At 42.8% G+C, this 26,381-nt stretch carries 25 protein-coding genes and 1 pseudogene; 18 read left to right on the forward strand and 8 right to left on the reverse strand.

Annotated features, from left to right (window positions below):
* Window positions 1–238 precede the first annotated feature (238 nt).
* The gene (locus J7I93_RS20555; protein ID WP_214988764.1) at window positions 239–892 is read right to left on the reverse strand and encodes a LysM peptidoglycan-binding domain-containing protein; all 654 of its coding nucleotides are present in this window, start codon (window positions 890–892) and stop codon (window positions 239–241) included.
* A gap of 726 nt (window positions 893–1,618) precedes the next feature.
* Here J7I93_RS20555 and spoIIID point away from each other — a divergent pair.
* The 5 genes from spoIIID to J7I93_RS20580 all read left to right on the forward strand — a co-directional run bounded on the left by spoIIID (window position 1,619) and on the right by J7I93_RS20580 (window position 6,192).
* On the forward strand, window positions 1,619–1,891 hold the full coding sequence (spoIIID, locus tag J7I93_RS20560) for a sporulation transcriptional regulator SpoIIID (RefSeq protein ID WP_009332173.1): 273 nt from the start codon (window positions 1,619–1,621) through the stop codon (window positions 1,889–1,891).
* Window positions 1,892–2,450: 559 nt separating this feature from the next.
* A complete protein-coding gene (gene mreB / locus J7I93_RS20565; RefSeq protein WP_214728052.1) occupies window positions 2,451–3,452 on the forward strand; it encodes a rod shape-determining protein in 1,002 nt (333 codons plus the stop codon).
* Between the two features lie 750 nt (window positions 3,453–4,202).
* Window positions 4,203–5,042 (forward strand): flagellar hook-basal body protein, encoded by an 840-nt coding sequence (locus J7I93_RS20570; protein ID WP_214728054.1) that lies wholly within the window; start codon window positions 4,203–4,205, stop codon window positions 5,040–5,042.
* Between the two features lie 34 nt (window positions 5,043–5,076).
* On the forward strand, window positions 5,077–5,904 hold the full coding sequence (locus J7I93_RS20575; protein ID WP_214728057.1) for a flagellar hook-basal body protein: 828 nt from the start codon (window positions 5,077–5,079) through the stop codon (window positions 5,902–5,904).
* An 18-nt stretch (window positions 5,905–5,922) separates the two neighbouring features.
* Entirely contained in the window at window positions 5,923–6,192 is a 270-nt protein-coding gene (locus tag J7I93_RS20580) for a DNA-directed RNA polymerase subunit beta (RefSeq protein ID WP_214728059.1), read from the forward strand.
* A 208-nt stretch (window positions 6,193–6,400) separates the two neighbouring features.
* Here the strand turns inward: J7I93_RS20580 and J7I93_RS20585 are convergent.
* Window positions 6,401–6,505 (reverse strand): annotated as a pseudogene (locus tag J7I93_RS20585) (DUF1963 domain-containing protein); the annotation flags it as partial.
* Between the two features lie 121 nt (window positions 6,506–6,626).
* Here J7I93_RS20585 and fabZ point away from each other — a divergent pair.
* From fabZ to J7I93_RS20605, 4 genes are all read left to right on the forward strand, one after another.
* Window positions 6,627–7,055: a 3-hydroxyacyl-ACP dehydratase FabZ gene (gene fabZ / locus J7I93_RS20590; RefSeq protein WP_214728061.1), complete on the forward strand. Its 429-nt coding sequence runs from the start codon at window positions 6,627–6,629 to the stop codon at window positions 7,053–7,055.
* Window positions 7,056–7,217: 162 nt separating this feature from the next.
* Window positions 7,218–7,514, forward strand: coding sequence for a midas domain-containing protein (locus J7I93_RS20595; protein ID WP_214728063.1), 297 nt, complete (start codon window positions 7,218–7,220; stop codon window positions 7,512–7,514).
* Between the two features lie 184 nt (window positions 7,515–7,698).
* Window positions 7,699–8,100, forward strand: coding sequence for a hypothetical protein (locus J7I93_RS20600; RefSeq protein WP_214728065.1), 402 nt, complete (start codon window positions 7,699–7,701; stop codon window positions 8,098–8,100).
* The gene (locus J7I93_RS20605) at window positions 8,100–8,273 is read left to right on the forward strand and encodes a hypothetical protein (protein WP_214728067.1); all 174 of its coding nucleotides are present in this window, start codon (window positions 8,100–8,102) and stop codon (window positions 8,271–8,273) included. Before J7I93_RS20600 ends, J7I93_RS20605 begins: the two co-directional genes overlap by 1 nt.
* Window positions 8,274–8,301: 28 nt before the next feature.
* Here the strand turns inward: J7I93_RS20605 and J7I93_RS20610 are convergent, their stop codons facing one another.
* Window positions 8,302–8,757 carry a YwpF-like family protein gene (locus J7I93_RS20610; RefSeq protein WP_214728069.1) on the reverse strand — a complete coding sequence of 152 codons (456 nt, stop codon included), beginning with the start codon at window positions 8,755–8,757 and terminating at the stop codon, window positions 8,302–8,304.
* A 282-nt stretch (window positions 8,758–9,039) separates the two neighbouring features.
* On the opposite strand from J7I93_RS20610, the gene ssb reads away from it, so the two are divergent.
* A complete protein-coding gene (ssb, locus tag J7I93_RS20615; RefSeq protein WP_214728071.1) occupies window positions 9,040–9,417 on the forward strand; it encodes a single-stranded DNA-binding protein in 378 nt (125 codons plus the stop codon).
* Window positions 9,398–9,598 (forward strand): hypothetical protein, encoded by a 201-nt coding sequence (locus J7I93_RS20620; RefSeq protein WP_214728073.1) that lies wholly within the window; start codon window positions 9,398–9,400, stop codon window positions 9,596–9,598. The genes ssb and J7I93_RS20620 overlap by 20 nt, the downstream gene beginning before the upstream one ends.
* Before the next feature lie 351 nt (window positions 9,599–9,949).
* Here J7I93_RS20620 and J7I93_RS20625 read toward each other — a convergent pair whose 3' ends face one another.
* Both J7I93_RS20625 and J7I93_RS20630 read right to left on the reverse strand, forming a co-directional pair.
* Window positions 9,950–12,769, reverse strand: a complete 2,820-nt coding sequence (locus J7I93_RS20625) for a DEAD/DEAH box helicase (RefSeq protein ID WP_214728075.1) — start codon at window positions 12,767–12,769, stop codon at window positions 9,950–9,952.
* Entirely contained in the window at window positions 12,762–14,384 is a 1,623-nt protein-coding gene (locus tag J7I93_RS20630; RefSeq protein ID WP_214728077.1) for an SWIM zinc finger family protein, read from the reverse strand. The genes J7I93_RS20625 and J7I93_RS20630 overlap by 8 nt, the downstream gene beginning before the upstream one ends.
* A gap of 307 nt (window positions 14,385–14,691) precedes the next feature.
* Here J7I93_RS20630 and J7I93_RS20635 point away from each other — a divergent pair, with 307 nt between their 5' ends.
* A complete protein-coding gene (locus tag J7I93_RS20635) occupies window positions 14,692–15,921 on the forward strand; it encodes an MFS transporter (protein WP_214728078.1) in 1,230 nt (409 codons plus the stop codon).
* 242 nt (window positions 15,922–16,163) lie between these two features.
* Window positions 16,164–16,529, forward strand: a complete 366-nt coding sequence (locus J7I93_RS20640) for a hypothetical protein (RefSeq protein ID WP_214728080.1) — start codon at window positions 16,164–16,166, stop codon at window positions 16,527–16,529.
* Between the two features lie 371 nt (window positions 16,530–16,900).
* Here the strand turns inward: J7I93_RS20640 and J7I93_RS20645 are convergent, their stop codons facing one another.
* Both J7I93_RS20645 and J7I93_RS20650 read right to left on the reverse strand, forming a co-directional pair.
* On the reverse strand, window positions 16,901–18,427 hold the full coding sequence (locus J7I93_RS20645) for an alpha/beta hydrolase domain-containing protein (RefSeq protein WP_214728100.1): 1,527 nt from the start codon (window positions 18,425–18,427) through the stop codon (window positions 16,901–16,903).
* A 166-nt stretch (window positions 18,428–18,593) separates the two neighbouring features.
* Entirely contained in the window at window positions 18,594–19,172 is a 579-nt protein-coding gene (locus tag J7I93_RS20650; protein ID WP_214728082.1) for a transposase, read from the reverse strand.
* Window positions 19,173–19,355: 183 nt separating this feature from the next.
* Between J7I93_RS20650 and J7I93_RS20655 the strand changes: the two genes are divergently transcribed.
* The 4 genes from J7I93_RS20655 to J7I93_RS20670 all read left to right on the forward strand — a co-directional run bounded on the left by J7I93_RS20655 (window position 19,356) and on the right by J7I93_RS20670 (window position 24,258).
* Window positions 19,356–19,907, forward strand: coding sequence for a sigma-70 family RNA polymerase sigma factor (locus J7I93_RS20655; RefSeq protein ID WP_214728084.1), 552 nt, complete (start codon window positions 19,356–19,358; stop codon window positions 19,905–19,907).
* Window positions 19,867–21,039: a DUF4367 domain-containing protein gene (locus tag J7I93_RS20660; RefSeq protein ID WP_214728086.1), complete on the forward strand. Its 1,173-nt coding sequence runs from the start codon at window positions 19,867–19,869 to the stop codon at window positions 21,037–21,039. The genes J7I93_RS20655 and J7I93_RS20660 overlap by 41 nt, the downstream gene beginning before the upstream one ends.
* Before the next feature lie 173 nt (window positions 21,040–21,212).
* Complete coding sequence (locus J7I93_RS20665; protein ID WP_214728088.1) at window positions 21,213–23,375, forward strand: 5'-nucleotidase C-terminal domain-containing protein; 2,163 nt, start codon at window positions 21,213–21,215, stop codon at window positions 23,373–23,375.
* Window positions 23,376–23,640: 265 nt separating this feature from the next.
* Window positions 23,641–24,258 (forward strand): cell wall hydrolase, encoded by a 618-nt coding sequence (locus tag J7I93_RS20670; RefSeq protein ID WP_214728090.1) that lies wholly within the window; start codon window positions 23,641–23,643, stop codon window positions 24,256–24,258.
* Between the two features lie 249 nt (window positions 24,259–24,507).
* Here J7I93_RS20670 and J7I93_RS20675 read toward each other — a convergent pair whose 3' ends face one another.
* Complete coding sequence (locus tag J7I93_RS20675; protein WP_214728092.1) at window positions 24,508–25,113, reverse strand: hypothetical protein; 606 nt, start codon at window positions 25,111–25,113, stop codon at window positions 24,508–24,510.
* Window positions 25,114–25,282: 169 nt separating this feature from the next.
* Here J7I93_RS20675 and J7I93_RS20680 point away from each other — a divergent pair, with 169 nt between their 5' ends.
* Window positions 25,283–26,338: an S-layer homology domain-containing protein gene (locus J7I93_RS20680; protein ID WP_214728094.1), complete on the forward strand. Its 1,056-nt coding sequence runs from the start codon at window positions 25,283–25,285 to the stop codon at window positions 26,336–26,338.
* The last annotated feature ends 43 nt before the right edge of the window (window positions 26,339–26,381 follow it).

The following is a 26,381-nucleotide window of genomic DNA, read 5'->3' on the forward strand; positions in this document are numbered from 1 at the left end:
GTGGTTGACATGTTGGTGGGCGGGTGAGTGATGATGGGGGGATGGTTTTAGGCTCAGGATAATGGCTGAGAGGCTGGATAGTTTCCCCAAGAATGGAGAAAGAGCCGGGGGCTGGAACTCAAGAGGGAGGATAGTGCTGTTCACCAGGAGAAAGAGCCAATGAAGGGAACTAAAGAAGATTGCCGATTGATATACAAAAGCCGGATCTCAACAGGAATCCGGCCTTACGTATGTTTGCTTACTGAATATTAATCAATGCCCCATTTTTATGAGCGACCACTACTTGTTCCCCGGCCATTTTTTGATAAGACTGAGCTGTTCCGTAGGGAACCTGTAATCTGAAGAAGTCATCGCCAGTTTTAAATTCAACAGTAAAGTTATCGGCAGCACCCACAATGTTTGCCGTTGTAATAGCGATGTCCTCCTTGATGATGAGCTTTTGGCTGATGAGCACCATATCGCTTTTGAGATTGTTAAGCGTTTTTAGCTCGGTTACGGACATGTTATAGCGCTTAGCAATTCCCCATAATGTATCTCCTGGCACAACCGTATAGATAGCTGCATGCTGCAGGAACGTTTCTTCTGTGTGCCTCTCTGTTCGTACCTCCAGCTTTTGTCCGGGGTAAACTATATTAGACTTTAGTTTGTTAACCGCTTTCAATTCCTTGACAGTCATATCATGCTCTTTGGAAATCCGGTAAAGGGTGTCTCCTTTTTGAACTGTATAGGTATCGACAAGTGCGTGGGTATCCTTTGCAGCAGCGTTTAAACTGGCGGCTGCGATAGCGGCAGCAAAAGCCGTACTGGCTGCTTTCATTCTTCGTGACTTTGCCTGCTTTCTCTTTTCATCAAGAATCCTTTCTTTACGTGTTTGCATGATCATTGTTTGCATGTCATTAATCATCCTATCTATATGAATAGTTTATTGGAATATAGTGGTCACTTAACCATAAATATGAATATAATTTCTAAACAGGGTGATCACAATAGGGAATAAATCCTTTGAGAACACCATTAAACCTGATTCATTTTTCCTTTTTTATAACACTGTAATTAGTTAGTTTGTATGGTATTTTCTCAGATTTTTGAATTTATCTGTTATATAAGAAATGTATTTGCAGAAAATTATTGCCTTCCAGCAAAACCTGATACTTATCTAACTATCAGGAATTCTACCCAGGTATAGGGATCTGACTGGAAATTATGTAGGTAACATCACACCGGCTCTTTAGCCCGTTTGTTATCTTTTACCCCAAAGATTTTAATGAAAACATTTCCTATTTTTAGCCTCCAGATGTCCTATTTTCAAAAAATTTACACAAAACCTTGTCCCTATTGAGTTTTTCGTGCATATTACGTCAACCAAGCTAATAAACTGTTACAAACCTTACAAAGAGAATGTATGAGGTGAGGGATCGTTTTACTGAAACCACTGAATAAGTTGAGGACATGTTTAATTATCGCAAGCTGAAGGCTTTTGCTTTCAGCCGCATGTAAGCAGATTAAATCCTATCTAGTGTCTGCAAAAGCAGGGGCCATGCGGAATACAGTATCGAACCAAGCAAAAAGCGAGTCTCATTTCACACTTCTCACATCCAAATCGGGGAGGGCGAGTGGTGTGCACGATTACATCAAAGAGAGAACTATCAAGATTGGAAAGTATATCGTGGAGACGAAAAAAACGGTTCGCGTAATCGCGAAGGAGTTTGGCGTATCCAAAAGTACAGTCCATAAAGACCTAACGGAAAGACTACCTGAAATCAATCCTGAACTGGCAAACGAAGTAAAGGAAATACTGGATTATCATAAATCGATCCGCCATTTGCGCGGTGGTGAAGCCACAAAAATGAAGTATAAAAAAGAAGAAATGGAAGAAGAGCCAGTTAAATGAGAAAAGCGCAAGGCGCCCGCTCAGGCGTCTCCGGCTGGAAACCAGCGTTTTTAGCCGTGCTTTACAGTTGCTTTGGCAGTTTCCTTTAAAGCTGTGCAGTCCCAAATTTTAAGCTTTATGAATAACCTCACAGCGGCTCCCGGGGGCTCGAGATCATAAGTTGTTTTTTTGGCCGGCAATGTGGCCTTTCCTTATGCTTTTAAGCCCCTTCATAAGTCGCCTTCATTAATCCCCTTTTTACGACAAAATTCCTCAAAAAGTCACACAGTTTTTTACAAAATGTTACTGTATTCACAAAGAATGTGTTAAAATATAAAATTAGGATAGAACCTGGTTCGTAATGACTAGGACGCCAAAGAGTGTCAGGCAAGATCATTTCTTTTTAGGAAAAAGAACTGATTCTTTTGCGTGGCTTAAACTGCTGTGTTAAGAAAAAACTACTTAGACCTTTAACTAAAAATTTAAAAAAGCGAAGTTCGCTTTAAGAAAGCCGAAATAGAGAGAGCCTTCAAAGCTGCGGACATAAGCTGGCCATTTGTGCAAGGAGGAACGAAAAGAAATGTTTGCAAGGGATATAGGGATTGATTTAGGAACGGCGAACGTGCTGATCCACGTTAAAGGCCGCGGAATTGTGCTGAATGAACCGTCTGTTGTGGCGATTGATAAAAATACGAATAAGGTGCTGGCTGTGGGCGAAGAAGCGCGCCGCATGGTCGGCCGTACACCGGGAAATATCATGGCCATCCGTCCGCTGAAAGATGGAGTTATTGCTGACTTTGATGTAACGGAAGCGATGCTGAAACATTTTATCAACAAATTAAACGTCAAAGGCTTTTTGTCCAAGCCCCGTATTTTAATTTGCTGTCCGACAAATGTCACAGGTGTTGAACAGAAGGCGATTAGGGAAGCTGCTGAAAAAAGCGGCGGCAAAAAAGTATACCTTGAAGAAGAGCCAAAGGTAGCTGCGATTGGAGCAGGGATGGATATCTTCCAGCCTAGCGGAAATATGGTCGTGGATATCGGCGGCGGTACAACGGATGTAGCTGTTTTATCTATGGGTGACATTGTTACATCTTCATCCATCAAAATGGCCGGAGATAAGTTTGATAATGAAATCCTTCAGTATATTAAAAAGGCGTACAAGCTCCTAATCGGGGAAAGGACAGCCGAAAATATCAAAACGACAATCGGTACGGTTTTCCCTGGGTCTAAAAGCGAAGAAATGGAGATCCGCGGCCGGGACATGGTTTCAGGTCTTCCAAGAACGATTACCGTTCGTTCAGAAGAAATCCAAGGAGCTTTAAGCGAGTCAGTAGATGTGATCGTACAAGCTGCGAGAAGTGTACTTGAACGTACACCGCCAGAATTATCTGCAGACATCATTGACCGTGGCGTTATTTTAACAGGCGGCGGCGCGCTGCTTCACGGCATTGATCAGCTGCTTGCTGAAGAGCTGAAAGTGCCAGTCCTCATTGCAGAAAATCCAATGGATTGTGTGGCCATCGGAACAGGCATTATGCTTGATAATATTGATAAGCTTCCTAAAAGAAAGCTTATTTAAAAAGAATGAACCTGCCTTGATTGGCGGGTTTTTTCTGTTTTTCCAGCGAAGGGATTCTGCTTCATTGCTGATGCAGTCACTGGTTTAATATCCTATTACTATCGTACATATGTTGAAAAGTTGGTGTGGCGCAAAGTGACTGATATATTGAAAAATTGACCGATAAAATTAAAAACTGACCGATAAACAAAGTCGAACTGACGGATATAACTGGAATAAAAATAAAGATAATGGCTGTTTTTGCAAAGTTACAAACTAGTTTTAATTACTGAGTTGATTGGAGTGGAAGGCACTCGATCCTCGAAAATGCATTCGCATTTTCTTCGTGCGGTGTCTATTCAAAGAAGTTTATTCAATGTCCTGCGGGAAGAGAGGGAGCGGGAGACCCCGTGAAACGCCGAGGAGGCTCCCGTTCCTCCCCGCGGGTTCGCTGCGTGACTGGAGCGGAAATCAACGGGCAAGCTTTAAAAGCCAAAAACAACAATCTATACGAAAAGAGCCAAATAGAAAATTACCACGCGGAAGAGAAATGAAATCCAGATCACTACAATGGCTCATTATCAAAAGATTATTTGTGATAAACATTCCTCTAAACCTGCCGATCAATAAAAGGTACAACTTTTTTCAAATTCTGACTTTTTTCTTCAAATTTTTAATGTTTATTGTCGGAAATTTTCTTATAATAGAAGTATCGTGAATAAGTGTGCGGTTTTGGTTTGAAAATTGGCTTTTCATTTAGAGGTGAACTCGATGTTTAGAGGTTTTTATACGGCGGCTTCCGGGATGCTTGCCCAGCAGCGGAGGACGGAAGTGCTGACAAATAATATGGCTAATGCCAATACCCCGGGGTTTAAGGCTGACCAAACGAGTATGAGGGCTTTTCCCGAGATGCTGCTGCAGCGGTTTGACCAGCAGTCTGTTCCCACTGAAGGCGGCTTGAATCTTCCTTTAAACAAAAGGATCGGCAGCCTTAATACAGGTGTATATATGCAGGAGACCCTGCCATCCTTTATGCAGGGGGATTTAAAGGATACGGGTTTAAACACGGATCTGGCACTTCTGGATATCAATATGCCGATAAATCCCGAAAGCGGTCTAAGAGGTTCGGTTTTTTATACAGTATCAGGTGCAGATGGCCAGCCGCGCTACACAAGAAACGGAAATTTCACAATCGATGGCAATGGCTTTTTAACGACTGCCAGCGGATTATATATTTTGGATAACGAAGGCGAGCGGATTCAGCTTTCAAGCGACAGGTTTACTGTTAATGAGAATGGTATCTTAACCGGTGAAGCTGGCGAAACAGCTAGACTTGGAATTGCCTTTGCTGAAAACCCTGAGAGCTTGAGGAAAGAAGGCGACGGACTGTTCGCTGCTGCTGATGACAGTGTTGTGGAAGATGCCTATAATGCAGATGGTGTACAATTTAAGCTGCAGCAGGGCTATCTGGAACGCTCCAATGTGGATGCATCCAGAACAATGACAGATATGCTGACTGCCTACCGTTCTTTTGAGGCCAATCAAAAGGTCCTTCAGGCCTATGATCGCAGTATGGAAAAAGCGGCAAATGAAGTCGGACGGATCGGGTAAGGTCCCGCAGCAAACCCATTAAGGGGGGAGAAATATGAACAGAACGATGATTACAGCGACCAATACGCTCGCCCAGCTGCAAAAGCAGATGGATATCGTCAGCCACAATATGGCGAATATTGATACAACTGGCTATAAGCGCAAGGAAGCCAATTTTACCGACTTGCTTTTCCAGCAATACAATAACCAAAAGAATCAGGATTTCGAAGCTGAAAGATTAACACCAGCAGGCATTCGGCAGGGTGTTGGGGCAAAGCTGGCGCAATCCCAAATCGTTATGAAGCAGGGAGCACTTAAAGCCACAGAGCGTCCGCTTGATCTGGCTTTTACAAAGGAAGGCCAGTACTTCCGGGTGCTTGAGCAGACAGATGCGGGCACAGCTGTCCGTTTTACAAGAGACGGTGCTTTTTACTTAACACCCGTTTCGGAAAATGAGACAATGCTCGTGACAGGAGACGGTTATCCTGTCCTTGATGAAAATAACAATTCAATTATAATAAATGGACAAGCTAAAAATTATAATGTAACTGAAAATGGACGTTTTATAGCAGAAGCGGCAAATGGTGATGTGCAGGAGTTTAATCTAAGTGTTGTCCAAATGAACAAGCCGCAATTTCTCGAGCAAAAAGGCGGGAATTTGCTTGGGCTTCCAGATGGAATCGAGGGCGAGGAGATTTTTACCGAGCTGAACGGAGCTCTCCGCGGCCAAGTTGGAATGGCACAAGGCGCTCTTGAACAATCCAACGTAGACATGTCCAAAGAGATGACAGATTTGATCAACCTGCAGCGTGCTTATCAATTTCAATCAAGATCCGTGTCAATGGCCGATCAAATGATGGGCCTCATTAACGGAATACGTTAGGTAAAAGGGGAAAGTAGAATGTCTGTAAACAACAGTAATCAAGAAGCAGTCAAGACGCGCGAACAACTGAAGAAAGAACGCAGCAAAGAAGAAGCACCGCGTAAAGGGCGGATTCGCGTTCGCCTTATTCCAATCTGGCTTCGGATTATTATTGTAGCACTTTTAATTTTCCTGAGCGTTATGGCCGGAGCCGCTGTCGGATACGGGGTATTGGGCAACGGAGAAGTGAAGGACATTTTCACAAAATCAACGTGGACACATATAATGGAGCTGGTTGAAAAGGAATAGAAGCAAAGAAGGAGGGCGCTGGCCTTCTTTTTTTGTGAGAGGCTATGTTAAATCGCATGGTATGAGACTCCCGCGGTAGAAGCGAGCCAGCGGTAACCCCACAGGATTATTGCTTAACATGGAAAAGCGAGGGCGTGGAGTGGAAATCAGCAGACTAGGTTAACGGAGCTATTTTGTAAGAAAGCAGAGGATCTGTCCTCTGCTTTCTTTAGTGGCAATCCCAATTGAAGATAACATTTGAAAAATTAAGGTTTTTCAAATCTGCTTTCTTAATAAAAAAGTTAGCTGTGCCTTCGTCTCCAAACATAAAATGCCGGAAATTCACCTAAAATCAGCCACCCCTTTGCCAAAGCCGCTTTTTTTAGTAAAATAAGTGTAAGCTATTGTTAGTATCTGGTACTAATTATTACATACCTATGAGGGAGCGAAAGTCATTGAAATTAAATGTTGAAGAAATTAAAGAAATTATTCCGCACCGTTATCCTTTTTTGTTTGTGGATTCCATTGAAGAGCTGGAGCCTGGAAAAAGAGCAGTTGGGAAGAAGAATGTGAGTGCGAACGAGGAAGTTTTTAATGGTCATTTTCCTAATTACAACGTATTTCCCGGCTGCCTTACTTTGGAAGCGTGCGCTCAAACTGGTGCGGTAGCTCTGCTGTCTCTTGATGAATATAAAGGAAAGCTGGCATTTTTCGCTGGTGTTGAAAAATGCCGATGGAAGCGCCAGGTCCGCCCGGGAGATACACTCATCATGGAAGTCGAATTACTCTCTGTCCGCAGAGGAATTGGAAAAGGAAAAGCAGTTGCCAAAGTGGGCGATGAAGTGGCGATGGAAGCCGAGATTATGTTTGCGATTGAACGATAATATCTATTGAAAATCCCGTACATGCTGTGCGGGATTTTTTTTATGAAAAAAGCAATTAAAAAGAAACAAAAAATCTATGCAAGTTGTTTCAGTTTTTGGGAAATATAAAGGAAGACCAGTGCAGCAGGTCAACAAATACAACTTAGGAAAGGAGCTTTTACGATGAATAAAAAGCTTTTAAAACTTATCGGAGGTTCTGTCCTTTCAGCAATGCTTTTAGCAGGCTGTGCCACAGATGACCAGGAGCCGCCGCCAGAAGACGATACAATCATGGAAGATGAAAATGGCGGTATGAATGGTGAAAATGGCGACGTGACCAACGAATTAAATGAGAACGGCGGGGACAATGACATCAACACTGACGATGACGGTGATGTTATGGAAGACAACAACGAGCCGGGCGAAGATGCTGTAGAAGACAATCTTGATATGCAAGACGAAAATAATAAAGATCAGTAATAAAGGCAAGGGACAGGGGAACCTGTCCTTTTTCTGTTTAAAAAAATGGATCTTTTACCATATATTGAGCATGTTTTTTAGTTTTTCCTGCACACTTATGGTAACGTATTTATGATATGATTAAAGATAAGAATTATATGGATATATAGATTAGATTTAACAATTGGGGGGTACTTTTACAAGGATGGCGTTTAAAGATCTTTCTCAGGGGATAAAAATCAGCATTTCTCGTTCGATCACCACTTCATTTGAATCTTATATGAGCGGAATTAATTGGAATGAAGATAAATTTAATATGCAAAACTTTGTAGCAGAATGGCGCGAATACATAATCAACCACGCATCCTGGTATAGCCAGATCAGCGAGGAGACGAAAGCGGATCCTGTTTTTCATGAACAGCTGGCTGTCAAAATCAATGAAGTCATCAATAAGATCTTATCTGAAAAGCCGTCAGAGAAGCAAATGGATGAGATAGCAGAGCTTCAGGAACAGCTTGAAGAAAACTATGACTATTCCTGTAAAATGGAAGCCAAGTATGTCATTGAAGTGATGAAGGAAGAGCTAAAAAAAAAGCGCAGCAGCTAATGCCTGCTGGGGAAGAGGAGCTTAAGATTGCCTCTATTCTTTATTACAAGGCTTATCAAGAGGATCTTCCATTGCTCAATTACCGCAAACAGGATGTCGAATATATTATAGAACAGCTTCATTTAAAGCTGACAGATGGTACGGACGTATTTGACAGTGTGTTAGTGCATTAATATATATAAATAATAAAAACTCCCGTCTTTATTGAACGGGAGTTTCTTTATTTTGTTTCTTGGCAGCGGCAAGGCGCGGTTTGCTTTGCATCTTGTCTTTAAACTCATCAAGGAGATTGTCACCCTTAAAGCCTTTCCCGAGCAGGTCCTGAAGCAATAGTTCGGCGTAATCGTTTTTCGTTCTTTTTAAAGAGCCTTCAAAAAGGATGCTAATGTGGTTTTCAAGTTCTTTGATAGAGGTAATTTTCGTCTGGAATGCAGCCGGATCATTTTCTCGCTTCGTAATGACCACTTGGATTATTAACTCGTCCTTATTGTCAGCACGTTTTTTAAAATAATCAATATATGACTTATCAATATAGGCTTCAAGCAGCCAGTTGCTCTTTTCGTCTTCTTTATTAATGATTAATCCATCATCCAATTCAATATCAACCAGACCGTCTTCTTCCACTAACTGCAGGGAAACAAGTTTAAATGTTTTCATCCTTTACCTCCATCTCTTTTTTATTAATCATTCTTTTCCGATAATTATATATAGAAATTATAACACAGGAGTGGCTGAAAGCGAATTTGGCGGTTTGTCGAATTTTATTTATCTGGGCAGTAAAAATTGAATTTTCAAGGGATTTTTCTGAAAAAAGGGGCTGAAAATTAAACTTTGGAGGGTGTTTTTGTAAAAAAAGCGCAATTAAAATCTAATTTTGGCATTTTTACACCGAAGTGTATCTGCAGTTATGATGGGATCATCAAGAAAGGAGTTGAATATATGATAAACCAAGTCACACTGGTCGGCAGGCTGACGAGGGATCCGGAATTGAAACGGACGCAGGAAGGAATCCCTGTTACGAATGTTACTCTGGCAGTCAATCGCCATTACCGAAACCAGCAAGGTGTAATCGATGCCGATTTTGTGCAATGCACATTATGGAAAAAGACAGCGGAGAACACCTCCCAATATTGCCGCAAGGGTTCACTGATCGGGATTACAGGGAGAATCCAAACGAGGCATTATGATAATCAGGAGAAAAAACGGATATACGTAACAGAAGTGGTAGCGGAGTCCGTCCGGTTTCTTGATCAGCGGAAGGCGGAAGAGGTTCCTGTAACAAAGGAGGAGCTGCCTTTTGAACAGAGTATCAGATAGAGAACAAACACTTGAATCCCTGCTTGAAAGCCTGATAAAAATGCTGGGCAGATCCAACCAAAGAGTAGATGACCTCAGCAAGCGCGTCATTCAGCTCGAATACCTCCTCCGGGAAACCGTCATGCAAAACGGCCATTCCCAGGAACCGCCCCCGTCAAGACGACTCACCATCATGAATTAACCATCCCGCAAATAAATGTCCACTATTTTTCCTTCCCTATAGAGAATCAATAAACTCCCCGTAACTTCCCCGCCTATTCCCGGTACATAATGTGCCGGGAGTTTTTTTGGCTTTTAGATGGTACCAGGTACCACCCGAATTTTGTCGAAAAAAACAAAAGCCGCCAAGCCCGGCTTTGATAAGGGGGCTTGGCGGCTGATAGGCGTACTTGATTATATGGGGCTGAGTTGATGATAAAGGTATTTCCGGCTATAGTTCATCATTTTATAACTTTACGGTCACTTTTAAGATATATCGGTCACTTCGCATTAGCTCAAGGGTTTGAATGCCGTCAAGGTTCCGCATCAGCCCCTATGTGAGATGAACCAGTTCCCGCAAATCATCAGTTGAGAGCTCGGTAATCCAATTTTCGCTCGTAATAATTTGATCATTAAGCGATTGCTTTTTCTCAAGCATGGCATCGATTTTTTCTTCAAGTGTACCGGTCGCGATCATTTTATGAACATGGACAAAGCGTTTTTGCCCGATTCGGTAGGCACGGTCAGTAGCCTGGTTTTCAACGGCCGGATTCCACCAGCGGTCATAGTGGATGACATGGTTGGCCGCTGTCAGGTTCAGACCCGTTCCGCCTGCTTTAAGAGACAGCAGGAATACAGGGAATTCGTTATTCTGGAATCGAGTAATCATTTGGTCGCGTTCATTTTTCGGCACGCTTCCGTTTAAGAATGGCACATCAAAGCCGAATTGCTTTTTAATTTGGCGTGCGATCATATTGCCCATTTCGATATACTGGGTAAAAATAAGGCAGCTTTCACCCTGTTCGTGAACAGCGCCAACAAGTTCGCTCAGTTTTTCAAGCTTAACAGAGCGCTCCAGCACATGCTTCGGCTTTTCCTCTTTTAAATAGAGGGCAGGGTGGTTGCATAGCTGTTTCAAGCGGCTTAATAATTGTAAAATTAAGCCCTTGCGCTCAAAGCCGGACAGCTTTTCGATCTGCGCGAACGTATCCTGAACGAGCTGTTCATACAAGGACGCCTGCTCAGCTGTGAGCGGGCAGTATTCCTTTTGCTCGAGCTTATCCGGCAGGTTCAGCGCCACTTCCTCGTCCTTCTTCGTGCGGCGCAGCAGGAACGGCCGGATATAAGCCTGGAGCTGCTTCACTTTGTCTTTGTCATCCTCTTTTTCAATTGGAAGAACAAACCGCTTCTGAAACTGCCCAATGCTGCCGAGATAGCCGTGATTCGTAAAATCGAAAATGGACCAAAGCTCGGTCAGGCGGTTTTCCATCGGGGTTCCTGTAAGCGCAATATGATGCTTGCCCTTTAATTTGCGTACGGCTCTGGATTGTTTCGTTTGGGCATTTTTTATATTTTGAGCTTCGTCAATGCTGATGGAGCTCCATTCAATGGTTTCAAAATCTGCGAGATCCATATGGGTCAGCCCGTAGGATGTCAGGACAATATCAGATTCCATTACTTTTTCAGAAAAGCTGTCGCCCTTCAGCCGGTTAGAGCCGTAATGGAGATACACACTCAAATTAGGTGCAAATCGCTCAATTTCCTTCTGCCAGTTTCCGAGCACAGACGTCGGGCAGATAATGAGCGCAGGGCCGCTTTCTTCCTGTTTTTTTACTTTCAACAGGTAGGAAATCAGCTGAATGGTTTTTCCGAGCCCCATGTCGTCGGCAAGGATGGCACCAAAACCATACCGGCGCAAAAACAGCAGCCAGCTCATGCCCAGCTTCTGATAGGGGCGAAGGTCGCCTTGGAAGGTGGCAGGTACGTCTTCAAGCGGAAGGTTTTTAATATCGCGAAGCTGCTTGACCATTTGCTTCCATTGGCGGTTCAGCTCAATTTGAATCCGCGCGAACGCTTTTGGATTGTCGAGTTCGTCTTCCTGCTGGGTTTCTTCTGCCATGAGCTCCTGCTCAATCAGGTCACGGACATGCAGACCTTCCTTTTCCGCTTTCTTCATTAAATCCTGGATATGCCGGACGAAATGGGGATCCAGCTTGATCCAGCGGCCGCGAATATAGACAAGACGCCTTTTTTCCTCCACCATGCCGCGGAATTCTTCCTCTGATAAATCCACGCCGTTCATGGAAAAACGCCAGTCATAATCAAGCATGGACTGCAGTCCGACAAAGGATGGGCGATGGCTGCCGGCTCCTTTTACTTTTGCTTTTACCTTCAGGCTCGCGTTTTTCATCGCCTGCCACCAGGAAGGAAGCAGGATTTCAACACCAAGCGCCAGCAGGGTTTCGCTCGCTTCAGTCAGGAATGTCCAGGCTTCATCCTCGGTGAGCTGTGACGTAATCTGGCCACTTTTGCCCTCAAGCCATGGAAAAAGCTCAAGCCAGCGGCCGATCTCTTTTTCAATCGTATTCTCATAATCGTGCCAGGAGCGGGGATAGTTTGAATAATCCTTGTAATCGACAAACACATCCGGATCCTTTTTCCCGCGGAGGAAAATGTTTAGGTCCCAGCTTGTATCGATATCACCCGGCTCCTCGAGCTTCAGCCCGATTGAAAAAGGGGCTTCGTTTGATTTAACTCCAATCCATTCCTGCCAGCTTTCTTCATCAAAGTAGGCGGCAAGATCACGTGGAGAGAGATGCTCACTCCGCAACGCCTCAAGCTTTTCGCCAAACTGAGCCTTTGTTTCACGATTTTGGTTCATATAGCCATCAAGGGAGTAATGAAATAAATCTCCAATAAACTCTCTGACAGGAGCGCTTTCGACTTTTTGCTCCCAAAAGTTTGAGCCGAATTCCGTAATGACACTTTCCGGGAGTGCCCAGCGGAACTGATCATTTTCCCAGGCGGCAAAGTCCGGCATCCATTCTTTTTCTAAAATGGCATCATGAAGAGCATGAGATGCGGCCAGCAGAATTTGGGCAGTATCATCCCAATCCCAATCAATAAGCCGGTTGAACTGTTCAGCCGCAAATAGGGTTACAAGCTGCCAGCCGCTCACCGAAATCCCATTGATTCCGTCCACGTTTTCAATATTAAGCATCGTTCCGAAAAAGCTTTCTTTATGATGATTAAAAAGAAGCGGCTTCCATTCTTTGGATGAAAGGAGGCGGCCTTCTTCATTTACGGCAAAAATTAGATAGCGGTCATGGGTTATCGGTTTGACTTTCACATGGAGAAATCTCGTTTTAAGCATCGATTAGCTTACCCCTTTTGCATTCTTCCTGAAAGGCGCGGAGACGTTTCGTTTTTTCGAGCAGCATTTCAAGGAAAAGCTGCCAGTCTTCCTGGCGTTTCAGCTTGTTGTACAGGGTGCGAAGCTTTTTCATTTTCCGGACGGCCTCGCGGTAATGATCCCTGTTTTTCAGATTAATATGGTCCTGGATGGCATGATGGTAGAGCGGCAGCAGGATTTCAGGCTCTCTTTTGCTTATTTCTTTAATCCGATCCTTGCCGAGCGAATCAATATCAAAGCCGATGAATGCCTGCAAGTCAGCCCATTTGTCGAACTCGCCTTTTTCAAACAGCAGGTATTCATAATCGTTATAGCTATAAGGCAGTGTTTCCATTAAGGCTTTTTCGAAAAGGTCCAGCCTGCCGGTTTCTATGCAGTATGGTGAAATGGCTTTGATCGCAAGCCTTGTAAAATCCATGTTGGCATAATAGTCACCGGACATTTTTAAGTAATCCCGTAATTTATGGATGAATGCTTCCACATATGGCTCCATCCGGTTCCAGTCCTTTTGCGCTGAAAAATAGTCGAGCCAGTAGAGCAGGTAAGGCGTCATCGTTTCGTTCGGGACATTTAAAACACTGAGTGCCTGCTCTTCAATGCGTTCAAGGATGTTAAGGTGGATAAAGCCCACGGTAGAAGGCAGGCTTGGCGTTTCATCCTCTTTGTAAAAGGAGTCAAGCTTTTCGATCTCTGCTTCACGCCATTCTTTCTTTTTGAAAAAGTGCGTCCATAACAGTCTGTATAAATGAGCCCGTTCATATTCCAATTCAAAAGAACCGGTAATGAGCCCGGTTGAATCGTCCTTCAGCTTTTCAATAAATTGATCGAAAGCAAAGGGAAGGGAATGCACGGACAATTTGTTCATAATTTCAACCGAATCATCCATCAGCGACTGATAGAGATGGCGGTAATAGCGGTCAATCATTTCCTCATGATGACCGTACTTCATGCTGAGCGCCATCAGCTTTTTAAAAGAAAAGACATAGCCGACAAGCAGATAAAGCAGCTTCCATTCCTGTTCAACCGGTGCGCCGGCTTTCATGCGGCGCAAGTAGACATGAAAGAGCTCGGGAAGGACATATGGCCGCGGTTCGCCCTGTTTTTCCATCAGCTCTGTAAAGCTTTCGTCAAATGTTGAAATCCAACGGTCATAATCAGCCTGCAGCTTGCCTGACGATTTCAGGAGATCCTTCGCTCGTTTGAGGCCCCAGTCCTTGGCTGTCTGCTTTTCCTTAATCGGCTTCCGCCAATCTTCAATCCACATAGATACACTTCTGGCTTTGGAAAGAAGCTGCAGAAAAACAGCAATCTGATGGCGGCAAAATCCTTCTGCCGGGCAGGAGCATTCACTTAAATGAATAAATTCAAGATCAAGCTCAACCTTAGCCTGGGTTACATCCTGGACTGTGGCCACAACCTTATCGCCCTCAAAACGAAGCTGATACACAAGCCCCTGCCGAAAAAGCATCAGCCCCTTCTGGACAAGCCGCACATCCTCCTCATTCTCCGCCCGCAGCAAACCCTTCAATTCATTCGCTGCAAACTCCAAAGGCTCCAAAAACCGCTCCGGAATCATCACTTAACCTCCCTCGGTACCAGGTACCACCCGAATTTTGTCGAATCATATCAGCGGCAAAATTTAATGGATCGCCGCTTTGTGGTGGTTTGGTACCCTGTAAAGTACATTCCTTTATTATAGCATTTAGGAGGGTGAGAATGAAGGAGGGAAGCGAACGGAAAAATTTTTGTTCGAATTTATCCAGTGCAGCTTCATTAGGATTAAGTGATGTTTTCTGAATATTTATATTGTTTATGAAATTTATGTAAGAAAGTGGTATCATGAATATATTGAATTTAATGCTTTAGAGAAACTGGGTGAAAAAATGGGTGCCGTAACAGCAATAAGAAGTGAAAAGCAGAAGTATACGTTCCGGGAGGCCGGTTTTAAAAGGATTATGTTTGCCTTAACCTGTGCCTCGATTCTGAATTTTGCAGGCTTATACTTTGTGCATCCGATTATGCCGCTGCTGGTACGTTCCTACAACATTAGCTCTGCAGCTTCAGGTCTTGCGTTATCTGTGGCCGTTATCTCTATGATTATAGGATTGTTGTTTTTTGGGTTTTTATCCGACCGGATGGGGCGTACGCGTATTATGCATATTACGCTGGTATGCACCATGATTCCGTTATTATTAATGCCGCTTGTGCCAAGCTTTGAAATTTTCCTGGTGCTCAGATTTGTGCAGGGGTTCTTCATGGCAGGATTGCCGGCAGCGGCCATTGCTTATATCAGTGAGGAAGTCGCACCGGGCAGCATCAATCTTGGCATTACTCTCTACATTGCTGCGAATGGCATTGGAGGGATGATCGGGAGAATCGTTACGGGCTATATGGCGGATCGAACGAGCTGGCAAATATCTATCTATATTCTGTTTGGGTTTTCCATTCTATTATTTTTGCTATACTTTATCACACTTCCAAAATCGCATTTCTTCCAGGAAAGCGAAATCTCTTTTAAAAAAGATCTTACCGGAATGCTGTCCCATCTGAACAATAAGCTGCTTTTTCCCGCCTTTGCAATGGGAATCCTCCTGCAGTTCTCTTTTACAGGTGTCTGGTCCTATCTCCCGTTCTATCTTGAGAGGGAACCTTTTGGGTTAGCAGTGAAAGACATATCGTTTACGTATCTGGCCTACACCTTGGGGATGATCGGACCGATTTTAGCAGGGCGAATGTCTATTTTTATGAAAAAAACAACCCTTGTCTCGTTCGGCACGCTAATTTTAATAAGCGGATCTCTCTTAACCAATGTTCATTCACTTTCACTCGTAGTAGTGGGGCTTTGTTTAACCTGCTTCGGCTTCTTTATCGCCCACTCCCTCATGGCAGCCATCGTAAATGAACGTGCCACTCACCACAAAGGCGGCGCATCCAGCCTCTATCTGGTAAGCTACTATCTCGGCGTTGCAACCGGCGGATCGCTTACCGGTCTCATCTGGCAAAACATCGGCTGGACTGGGGTCACTGCCGTTTCGCTGGGACTCATTCCGATTGTGCTGTGGCTGACAGGCAGTTATGGCAGGGTGTATCGGTTGTTAAAAACAGATGAATGAAACTGGAGAGCTTCTTTGATTGAGGCTTTCCAGTTTTTATTTGAACCATGAAAGCATCAGTTTTTTTTCAGGATAAGTTGTGACGGTCCAAATGGTGTGCGTGAATTTAACATGTGAAACATATGCTTAATACCTTGGTGGCAGGTTGATTCCCTTATCAACAATGCAGCAGGCTAAGGGGCTGTATAGGTTTCAAGCCTTTATGAAAGGATAGAGGTATCTGAATATTTGGAGGGAATCCGTTGTTTAACTGGCTTAGAAAAAAGAATGCGCCACAAGCGGCAGGCATGAATTTTGATCTGGAAGAAGTGGAACCGTTACTGAAAAGGTTAAACTCTATTTTGGATACTGGTTTTAAAGAAAGTGATAGGAAAGAGATACAGTCCCAAATAAATCAAATGAGTACAGACCATGAAGTGAAAGAAATTGGTACGTATAAAGTTGTTTATAAAGGTAAGCAAGCGCAAATTCGAATCGAAGCAGAGATTCATATTGAAGGTGATTCACGGGAAGTTGTTTTAAATATGTATAGCCAGCCTAAGCTCGTTCAGGCGATAGATGAAAAAATGCTAGAGCATTCGGATGAATTAGAGGCACTATCGGAGTAATGCTTAAAAGCGAGCCATCCGGCTCTTTTCCAATATAATTTATAAAACTTAATCAACAAACGGAGCACCACTTGAAATCATTCAAAACATCCCCGAAAGAGTACACTAAGTGAAAAGATGGCCTGCCGGCAACATCTGGCAAAACATCGGCTGGGCAGGAGTCACAGCGGATATTTTTTCAGAATGTGAAAAGGGATAGGGCATTTGGACTTATTTGTAGATAACATTTTATTTAATAATGACTATCGCTGGGACTCATTCCGATTGTGCTGTGGCTGACAGGAAGTTATAGGAAGCTTGTTCAATGGGGGCGGGGTGTTTAATAGCACAAAAAGGGTGTCAGGAAATTGACACCCTTTTGCTTATGAAAATTAGCGAGGATCCCTTTCTTTCCCTGTCTTAAGGTCAACAACTTTTACTGGATTTTCAGGAGCTTCAATCGTTTTGCTTTCCGGTGCAGCATGGCCGTTTTCTACCCAGTCGACAAGCAGGTCAAAGGACTGGTGAGCGTACGGCAGTAGAGGCTGAAGCTCTTTATCCGGATCTGTGCCCGCATTCCAGACAAGGCTGTCGACATGGTTGCCGTTCTCAATGGTATAAAGTCTGTGCAGGTCCTGCTTTCCGGCCTTCTGTACCAGCTTTTGATAGCCTTCTGCGTGGATGTCCGGGAAAATAAGCGCATCAAGTGAACCGGTAAAAGAGATCAGAGGGACATCAATATCACCTGTGTTGGCAACCTCTTTGATATTTTCCTTAACATCCTTTGGCCGGGTAATATACTTGTAATCTTCAAAAATAGGATCATATGAACGATCTCTCACACCATTTACGAAGTTCAAGTATTTGCTCCAATGCGTTCGCTCTGGAGCTTCCGGATCAAAGTGGTCCCTGTAAATATTGAGTGATACAAACCAGTATGCCTGGTCATGATAGGCCCACAGTTTTTCGGACCCTTTTGGCAAGCCTGCTTTGTACAGTTCTTTGATGGCTTTTTGCTGTTGGATGCCGCTTCCATATAATGCTTCCTCGGCATTATTGACAACAGTTGTCAGCGAACTGATTAAGTTAGGCTTTTTTTCGGTCCATAAAACGCCTTCCCAATCAACGCCTCCATCAAAAAGGCGCGGTTCACCTGTTTTTTCCGGATCGTCATTTTCCAGGGCATATCGGACCACATAGCCGCCATTTGATATTCCCATCGCATATGTAGGCACTCTGTGCTGTTCCGTAATTAAGTCACTTGCCGGATTAGAGTCATCTGCCGGATCGATCAGCTGATCAGAATGATGATTGATTAAGTACTGCTGTGCCGCTTTCGTGATTTGGCGGAAGCGCTGATGCCATTCTGCTACGCTATCATCCTCATCGGCCAGGGCATTTTTAACCTTTGCTAACGGATCATCATCATAGGCCACGCCCTGGGTTCCTTTATCGATCGCTGCAAAAGCATATCCTTTTTCCAGGACATAATCGCTAAAAAGCAAGTCAGTAGACGTTTCGTTTCTTGTGGCCGGGATGCCGGATACCACCAGCTTGCCATTCCAATCATCCGGAACCCTGATCACAAACTGTGCATCTTCAAACACACCGTTTACCTGTGTCCCGGTCACTTCAGCCGGTTTATACATTTGATGCCAGCCCGTACCCTCCGCAGCATTTCCCCAATGATATGGGGTAAGGCCGATATTTCCGTACAGGAGTGCTTGCTCATATTGCTTCGGATTCCTGGTGGCCAGCCAGTTGTTGTCCACTCCGTTAAAGTAGGCTTCCGTTACAGAATGCGCACCAGGAATAACAGCCTGGGATTCCAAGACGGATTGCTCAGCAAAACTGGTGGCAGGAATTAGAGAGAAGCTTAAGGCAGAGGCTAAAGAAAACGCTATCAATTTCCTTTTCAGATAAATCCCTTCCCTTCATTTAAACTCATACAATCTAATTCTACTTTTCCTAAACTTTGGAAGCATGGGCATTACTTATCATTTATTTGAATTTTTAGATTCTTATGGTACCAGGTACCTATACCAGTCACTAGACCACTAAACATCGTTATAGTATTGGAAACCGCTATTTGGAAGCGAGATTTTCAATTTTGAGCTCTTTAATCATCCAGCTGCAGTACTGCTGTTTTTGCATATTTGTATCTTCGCCTGAAAACAGTTCTGTTATGGGAGTAAGCGTAATATAGGAAGGCTTCTTCATTCTGGGGTAAAAATAATAGGAAAAGCTGGACCAGCGGTAGTTTTGGGGAGCGGCTGCAATATTGGCTTCTACAGGATTCATGTGAATATAGCGGCTGACTTCCAGAAGGCCATATAGATCATAAATAGGTTTGCTGAAAAAGCGTTCTTCGAATAAATGACCGCTTACCTCATATTTTTTGTTGTAGTAATCCGCATAGGATTTATTGATCTTTCTCATAACCTTGGAGAGGGATACTTCCTGGGATCTCAACAAGAGGTGGTAGTGATTTGACATTAAGCAGTAGCTGGCAATTTCGAGGTTTGTAGAACGGTGAGTGTAGTCAAGAATGTTCAAAAATGAAATAAAATCCAAATCCTCCTCAAACAAATTAGCCCTCCAATTTCCGCGGCTGACCACATGGTGAAAATGCTCCGGACTCCATATTCTATTAGGGCGAACCATCTATTTATCTCCTTTCATATTAATATCAATAATAAGAATTCTCCTTAGTTACTAAAATATCCTTTTAATTCGACAAAATTCGGGTGGTACCTGGTACCATAAAATTAATCATTACATAACTTTTTCCATTTGAGCTTCGTCTAAAGGTTGAGGTTGAGTTAGGGTTTGGAGAGGAGGGTTAGGATGGATAGGCATCGTGTGATTGCGGATTTGATGGACCGGTATGGGACAGAGGTTCTTCATTTGGCATATTCGTATGTGAGAAACAGGCAGACGGCAGAGGATTTGGCACAGGAGATTTTTATAAAGTGCTATGAAAAGCTAGATTCGTTTGAAGGGAATGCTGCTATTGAGACATGGCTTTATAGGGTTGCAGTTAATCATTGTAAGGATTATCTAAAGAGCTGGCATCATCGGAAAATGCTGGTCACGGGTTATATTTCTTCTTTTATAACAGCCAAACATTCTGGGGCAGAGCGGCAGTATTTTGAGAAATGGCACAAGAGTGAACTAATTGAAGCTGTCTTCATGCTGCCAATTAAGTATCGAGAAATGATCTTTTTATATTATTTTAAAGAATATTCACAAGGGGAGATCAGTGAAATTTTAGGTTTGAATTTAAGCACAGTTAAAGCCCGCATGGTTAGAGGAAGGGAATTACTCAAGAATTTAATGACAGAAAGGGGTGGAGGAGATGGAGAAGGATTTGAAAAAGATAAAAGATCAAATGCATAACGAAGAACTGGCTGGATTTGTGTTTACCAATGAAATGAAACGGAACGTGATATCTAAAATAGAGATGAAGAATAAAGGAAAGGGAGGGATCTTAAAAGTGAAAAAATGGATTCCAGTGGCCATTACTGCAGCTTTTTTAATCGTTTCATCTGCTGGAATCTATAAGCTGACGGCAATGGATTCACCGCCTCAAAATGCAGGCCCGAGTGTTGAAACCCCTCCTGTGGAAAAAGAAGAGAAGAAACCAGAGCTAATTTCCCCTGCATACATTCCCGAGGGATATATTTTTAAACATACACGAACAAAGGACGAAGTTTACGAGCATGTGTATGTTAATGAAGCAAATCAAGAAGAGTTTTTCAGTTATCGTATGCAAAAAGACGAACCGGACTTTAACACTGCAAGCTCAAATAATATTCCTTTGGCTTCCAACCTGCTGGGAAGTAAGTTTGAAGCAGAAGAATTGCATACGGCACTTGTTTGGGAGGATGAAGGCTATTATCAGATTGTCGAGCAGGGAGGGGCTATGTCCGAAGTTGACCTTTTGAAAATTGTGGATTCGATTATTACAGAAAAGGGCTATGAATCCTATTTGAAAGAGGATATCGCTGAACTTGAGGCTCAGCTGGAAGAGGAGAATCAGGAGAGCGAACCAGGTACTACTCAGCACGAAGATCAGGAGAATGATGCAGCGGTTGAAGGTGAAGATAAAGTAATCGAACAGGAAACAACGGGGCCTTCTATTACCGAAAGCGAAGCTATTAATTTGCTGAAAAAATTCTACGAGACTGAGGATAAAGTTTTGAGAGATTTTGGTGATGAATATAAGCATCAAAGCTATCAAACAAAAGAGCAATTCTATCAAGAATTTACTGGCTTTATGAAACGGGATCTCATAGAAAAACTGTATCACTATAGGTTAGAAGAGAGAGGCGATGGCTTATACCATCTTCCTATGGACGGATTTGTTGTTTTTCAGGAAGGGAAGCCGTACCAGTTTGAAAAAGAAGAGAACGGCCAATACAGCCTCACTCAAAGCTATGACAGTGACCTCCACGGCAAAGGAACTTTCCAAGCCACATTCAGTTACCAAAACGGAGAATGGATCATTTCAGATCACGGGAGTTTGTAAAAGTACCAGGTACCTATACCAGTTGCGCCAACTGGTATAGGTACCTGGTACCATTTTATGAAGGCGCTTGCACAAAATTATGGTAATTTACAAAACTTTTACTCTTTTTACATGTGAATCTGGTAGAATAGTTTTGGTAGAAAAATTTAGTAGTTTTATAGGGGGAAATTGACATGTTAAGGAAGTATGGGAAAAAGGTTGTAAGTATTGCCTTGGCTTCTGCATTGAGTGTTGGCGCATTTGCTGCTCCTTTTAGCACAAGCTTTGTTCAGGCTGAGACAGAGAATATTAAAGTTCAGCTTTTGGGCGTTAACGACCTGCATGGCCAGATTGATTACAACTCGACTATTGATTTGGATGGCGATGGTACAAAGGAAAGTAAAATCGGCGGAATTGAATATACAGCTCAATACATAGCAGAACGTGAAGCGACTAATCCGAACTCATTGCTGGTTCATGCTGGTGATATGGTAGGCGGAAGCCCGCTCATCTCTGCATCTTTCCAGGACGAGCCTACGATTGAGATTCTTGAAGCAATGGGCTTTGATGCTGGTACAGTGGGTAACCACGAATTTGATGAAGGTATCGCTGAATTGCATCGTATGGTAAATGGCGGCGAGCATCCAAAAGGAACTAAAGGATACGACGGGATCGACTTCCCAATGATCGCAGCAAACGCTTATGACAAATCTACGGGCAAGCTTTTATTGGATCCATATCATATTGCTGAAGTCGGCGGTGCGAAAATCGGATTCATCGGTGTAGTAACACAAGAAACTCCGTTTATGATCGTCCAGGCAGGCAATGAAAACCTTCAAATCACTGATGAAGTGGAAGCAATCAATAAATATACAAAAGAACTAAAAGACCAGGGTGTTAGTGCAATTGTCGTGCTTGCTCATAACCCAACAACTCAGGATAACAACAACGCAACATACGATGCTTCAGTTATCGCAGAAAAAGTAGATGACGAAGTCGATGTTATTTTTGCTGCCCATAACCACGTAAAAGTAGATAAAATGGTTGATAATAAGCTAATTGTACAAGCCTATTCATATGGAACAGCTTTCTCTGATGTGGATTTAGAAATCGATCCTGTTTCAGGCGACATTGTTAAAAAGGAAGCAGAAGTCGTAACGGTCATCCAGAAGGATGTTGAGCCGCATGCTGAGGTTAAAGCGATCCTGGACAAATATGAAGAGCTGGTTAAGCCGATCAAGGAGCAAGTCATTAACGAAGCAGCTGTTGAAATGACAGGCAAATACCCAAGCCGTGGACCTGTTGGTGACCATGGAATTGGAAACATGATTGCAGACGGCATGAAAGTGGCGATGGACGCTGACTTCGCAATGATGAACGGCGGCGGAATCCGTGCTGGAATTGACGCTGGCCAAATCACACTTGGCGATCTTTTCACAGTACAGCCCTTCGGAAATGTTCTCAATAAAGTAAGCCTGACTGGTGCAGAAATCGAGCAAGTGTTAAACACTCAAATCGACCCTGTTCGCGGACTTGATTTCCTTATTTCTGGATTTAAGTACACTTGGAACGGCAAAACAAATAAAGTAGTAGACATTATGCTTCCGGACGGAACAAAGATTGATAAAAGCAAAGAATACACAGTTGTTGTAAACAACTATATGTATGGAAATCCGCAATATAAAATTTCTGAGCTTGCTGATAACAAATTTGAAACAGGACCGGAAGACCTTCAAGCAACAATCGATTATGTAAAATCTCTTCCAAGTCCTGTTAAGTATGAAGCAGAAGGCCGTATCAGTGAAGTGACAGTTGAGGACGTTACTCCTTTTGAAGATGTAAGCGAAGACCACTGGGCTTATGAGTTCGTTACAGACCTCCAAGCAAAAGGCATCATCAAAGGTACATCAGAAACTACGTTCTCTCCAAGCGAGAGCCTGACCCGTACTCAGTTCGCTTCATTGCTGGTGCGCTCACTTGAGCTTACAGCGGATCAAGCAGCGCCATTTAAAGATTTAGGAAAACTTCCTGAAGATATTAAAGCTGAAATTAATGCTGCCTATGCAAATGGATTAATCAAAGGAACAACTGCTGAAACGTTCGAGCCTAAGAAAGCAATCACTCGTGCAGAAATGGTGACAATGCTAATCCGTGCATACAACCTGAAGAACGATACTGATTACAAAGCAAAAGAAACATCATTTGAAGACATTCAAAAGCTTAATGCTGAAATGAAAAATGCTGTTGCAGCAGCTGAAGAGCTTGGGTACGTTGTTGGATTTGGCGACCTCTTCAAACCAACAGAAACAGCAACACGTGCACAAAGTGCCAAAGTATTATCTCTATTCCTAAAATAATAGAATCATAGAATGAAAGAAGCTGACTCGCCTTAGAGTCAGCTTTTTTTCATTGCTAAAAGTACCAGGTACCTATACCAGTTGGCACAACTGGTATAGGTACCTGGTACCCCTCCTATAATTGAAACTTTATGCGGAGTTTTTTCTTTGTTAGGAAGGGTAAATCACATGGGTGGAATAAAAATGAAAAGGAGGGCAGAGAAAAACATACAGATACAAAACAGCATAAAAGAAAAATGTTATATACATATGAGGAGAGATTAATTTGAATATCATAAAATGGTTTACAGCAGTAATCGCAATGGTGTTTGTCCTGCATGTCGGCCAAACGGCTGCAGAGGCATCTGTACTTAAAAATGGATCTGCAGGTTCGGAGGTTACATACGTTCAATCTATTTTAGAAAAGCTCGGCTATTTTGAAACAGAAAAAACAGGCTACTATGGACCTGTTACAACAAATGCTGTGGAAAGCTTTCAAAGAGATTTTGGTTTAAAGGTCGATGGAATTGTTGGGGTAAATACCTCAGAAATGCTTAGCAATGTAGATATGATGGCTCATGTTGTTTATGGGGAAGCCCGTGGAGAAACCTATGAGGGACAAGTTGCTGTGGCAGCTGTTGTTTTAAACAGGGTGCAGTCGAATGAATTTCCCAGCACGATCTCAAATGTTATTTTCCAGAAAAATGCCTATACAGCGGTAAGTGACGGCCAATATTGGAAGCAGCCTAATGAAACCGCCTATCAAGCAGTGAAAGACGCATATCTTGGATGGGATCCTTCTGCAGGCGCTACATACTATTACAACCCCAATACGGCAACAGATCAGTGGATTTTCACAAGAAAAGTCATTAAAGCCATTGGCAACCATAATTTCGCATACTAGAAAAAACAGAGCCTGCTATCCATGCAGGCTCTGTCACTCATATATCAATCCTCCTAAATATCAATAAATCCATAGTTCCCATTATGGTCGATTCTTGTGCCAGATCTATTCTTTCAGGAAGTTCCAGCTGAATACCGGCTCGACGATATCAGTGTAAGGGTATAAAGCGGAACTGAACATCAACCTGCGTAACCGGTGTTATGTCTCCAATACAGAAGAAACAGATTCGCACCTCGCGTGTATTTTTCATTAATTTCCCATAGGAGGCTCGTTTTTTTTGACAAAAAGAAATACCAACGGAGCATTGTACGCTAAAACAAATATCCACGGAAACAGAGCTTCATTGAGAATGGTCATGATGGTATAAATCGGCACTAAGCAATAGCTTAAAGCACAAAACAATAAATACAATTTAATATTCAAGCGGCCTTTCCATTTATCATAAAAGAAGACCATTAGGGCCACCGCCAGTACAGTAAGGAAGATCCTCACAATTCCAAGAGATAGAATAAAGTATCCCCAAATAGGATGGACGGAGTTCTCGTGAATGGTCGTTACGACAGCATAATAAACAAAGTGAATTCCCTGACCAATAAAGAAACCGGATATCAGGCCAAATATGTATTTCGAATATTTCGGTTTGCCTATGATAAAACCGTTAATGATAAGAGTGATGATAATAATCAAGACCAAGGACCATTTCATATCGGGCCTAACTCTAATAAAGGCATCTCCAACTTGAAATTGCTGCCTAATCACAAATAAGAAATCTGATAACATATCGAAAAAAATAAATACAGCTACTACGCTAAAAAGCATGCTATAGAACGCATTGCTAACTCTTTTCCACCTCATAAAAAATCTCCTCTAATTTCCATCTATTTTTCTAGTATAACGAGCAGAAATAAAAAAAGGCTCCCCTTTCTATAATTACCACTTATTACTAATAGATTTAATTTTATAAATCATATATTATCCTCTTAGCATAGTAAAAATTTCTTATATTGAGAGGGGAAAAAACAAATTGAAGGCTGTAAAATTATTGCTTGTTTTGGTCTTTGCACTGGTTCCTTTTAGCTCGGCTTTTGCTGCTGAGAAATCGCTTGACGCTTATTTTCCAATGGATATTGATGAGCATTGGGCTTACGCTGAAATGGAAGATTTGATTAATGCGGACATCGTTGATGGATTTTTGAACAGTGATAACGAAATGTACGTGAAGCCGAAAGAAAATATTACACGTGCACAGTTTGTGAAAATTATTGTAACGGCATTAGGCCTTAAGGCCGATGGTGCCGGAGTAACATTCCCTGATGTAAAAACAGGTGTATGGTATTCAGAGCCTATCCAAATTGCCAGCTCTTTGGGCATCATTGAAGGGGCACCAGATGGAACATTTGGCCCTAATAAAAATATTACCCGTGCGGAAATGACAAAGGTAATCGTAAAGTCTTTTGAAAAGACAATCCAATTCCCGGCTTCTGGCGGAAAGACGTTTACTGACGTTGATGCAAAATACTGGGCTGCTGAATTCATCAGCAAAGCAGCGGCTGCGGAAATCGTAAATGGCTATGGAAAAGAATTCAAACCGAAAAATCTTGCTTCAAGAGCAGAGGCGATGGTTATGATCCACCGTGCTTTACACCAGGAGCAATCCAATCTTCCTGCAGATGAAGCTATCAAAGCGTTTTTAACAGATCACATCAAGCGTGAAAACGCGATTGTGGAAGCTGGTAAATTTGAAGAGCTAGCTGCTCTTTACGAAGAAAATGGTACAGGCTACTACAGAGCTGAAGGTTTGGAACTAGGCGGTGCTATGTTCCCTGGAGAAGAGGAAGAGGTCACGATCACAATTGAAGACGAAAACCTGAACCTTGAAATCCTTGGCAAAGCGGATCGTTTCGTAACAGTTGAAGCAACAGGCATGATGATCACAGTTGTATACAAGAGCGACGGATTCAACATGGATTTCACGACTGAAATGGATGGAATCTATGATCTGAAAAAGGATCCGGTAACTGGAGATTGGAAGATTTACAGCTACTATCCTCTTTTTGAAGAAGAAGAATTTTATGAGTAAAAAACAGAGCCAATCGGCTCTGTTCAGTTTGTAGACAAAAAGG

Origin of the sequence: Bacillus sp. ISL-47 (assembly GCF_018613175.1) — a bacterium.
Lineage (GTDB): Bacteria > Bacillota > Bacilli > Bacillales > Cytobacillaceae > Cytobacillus.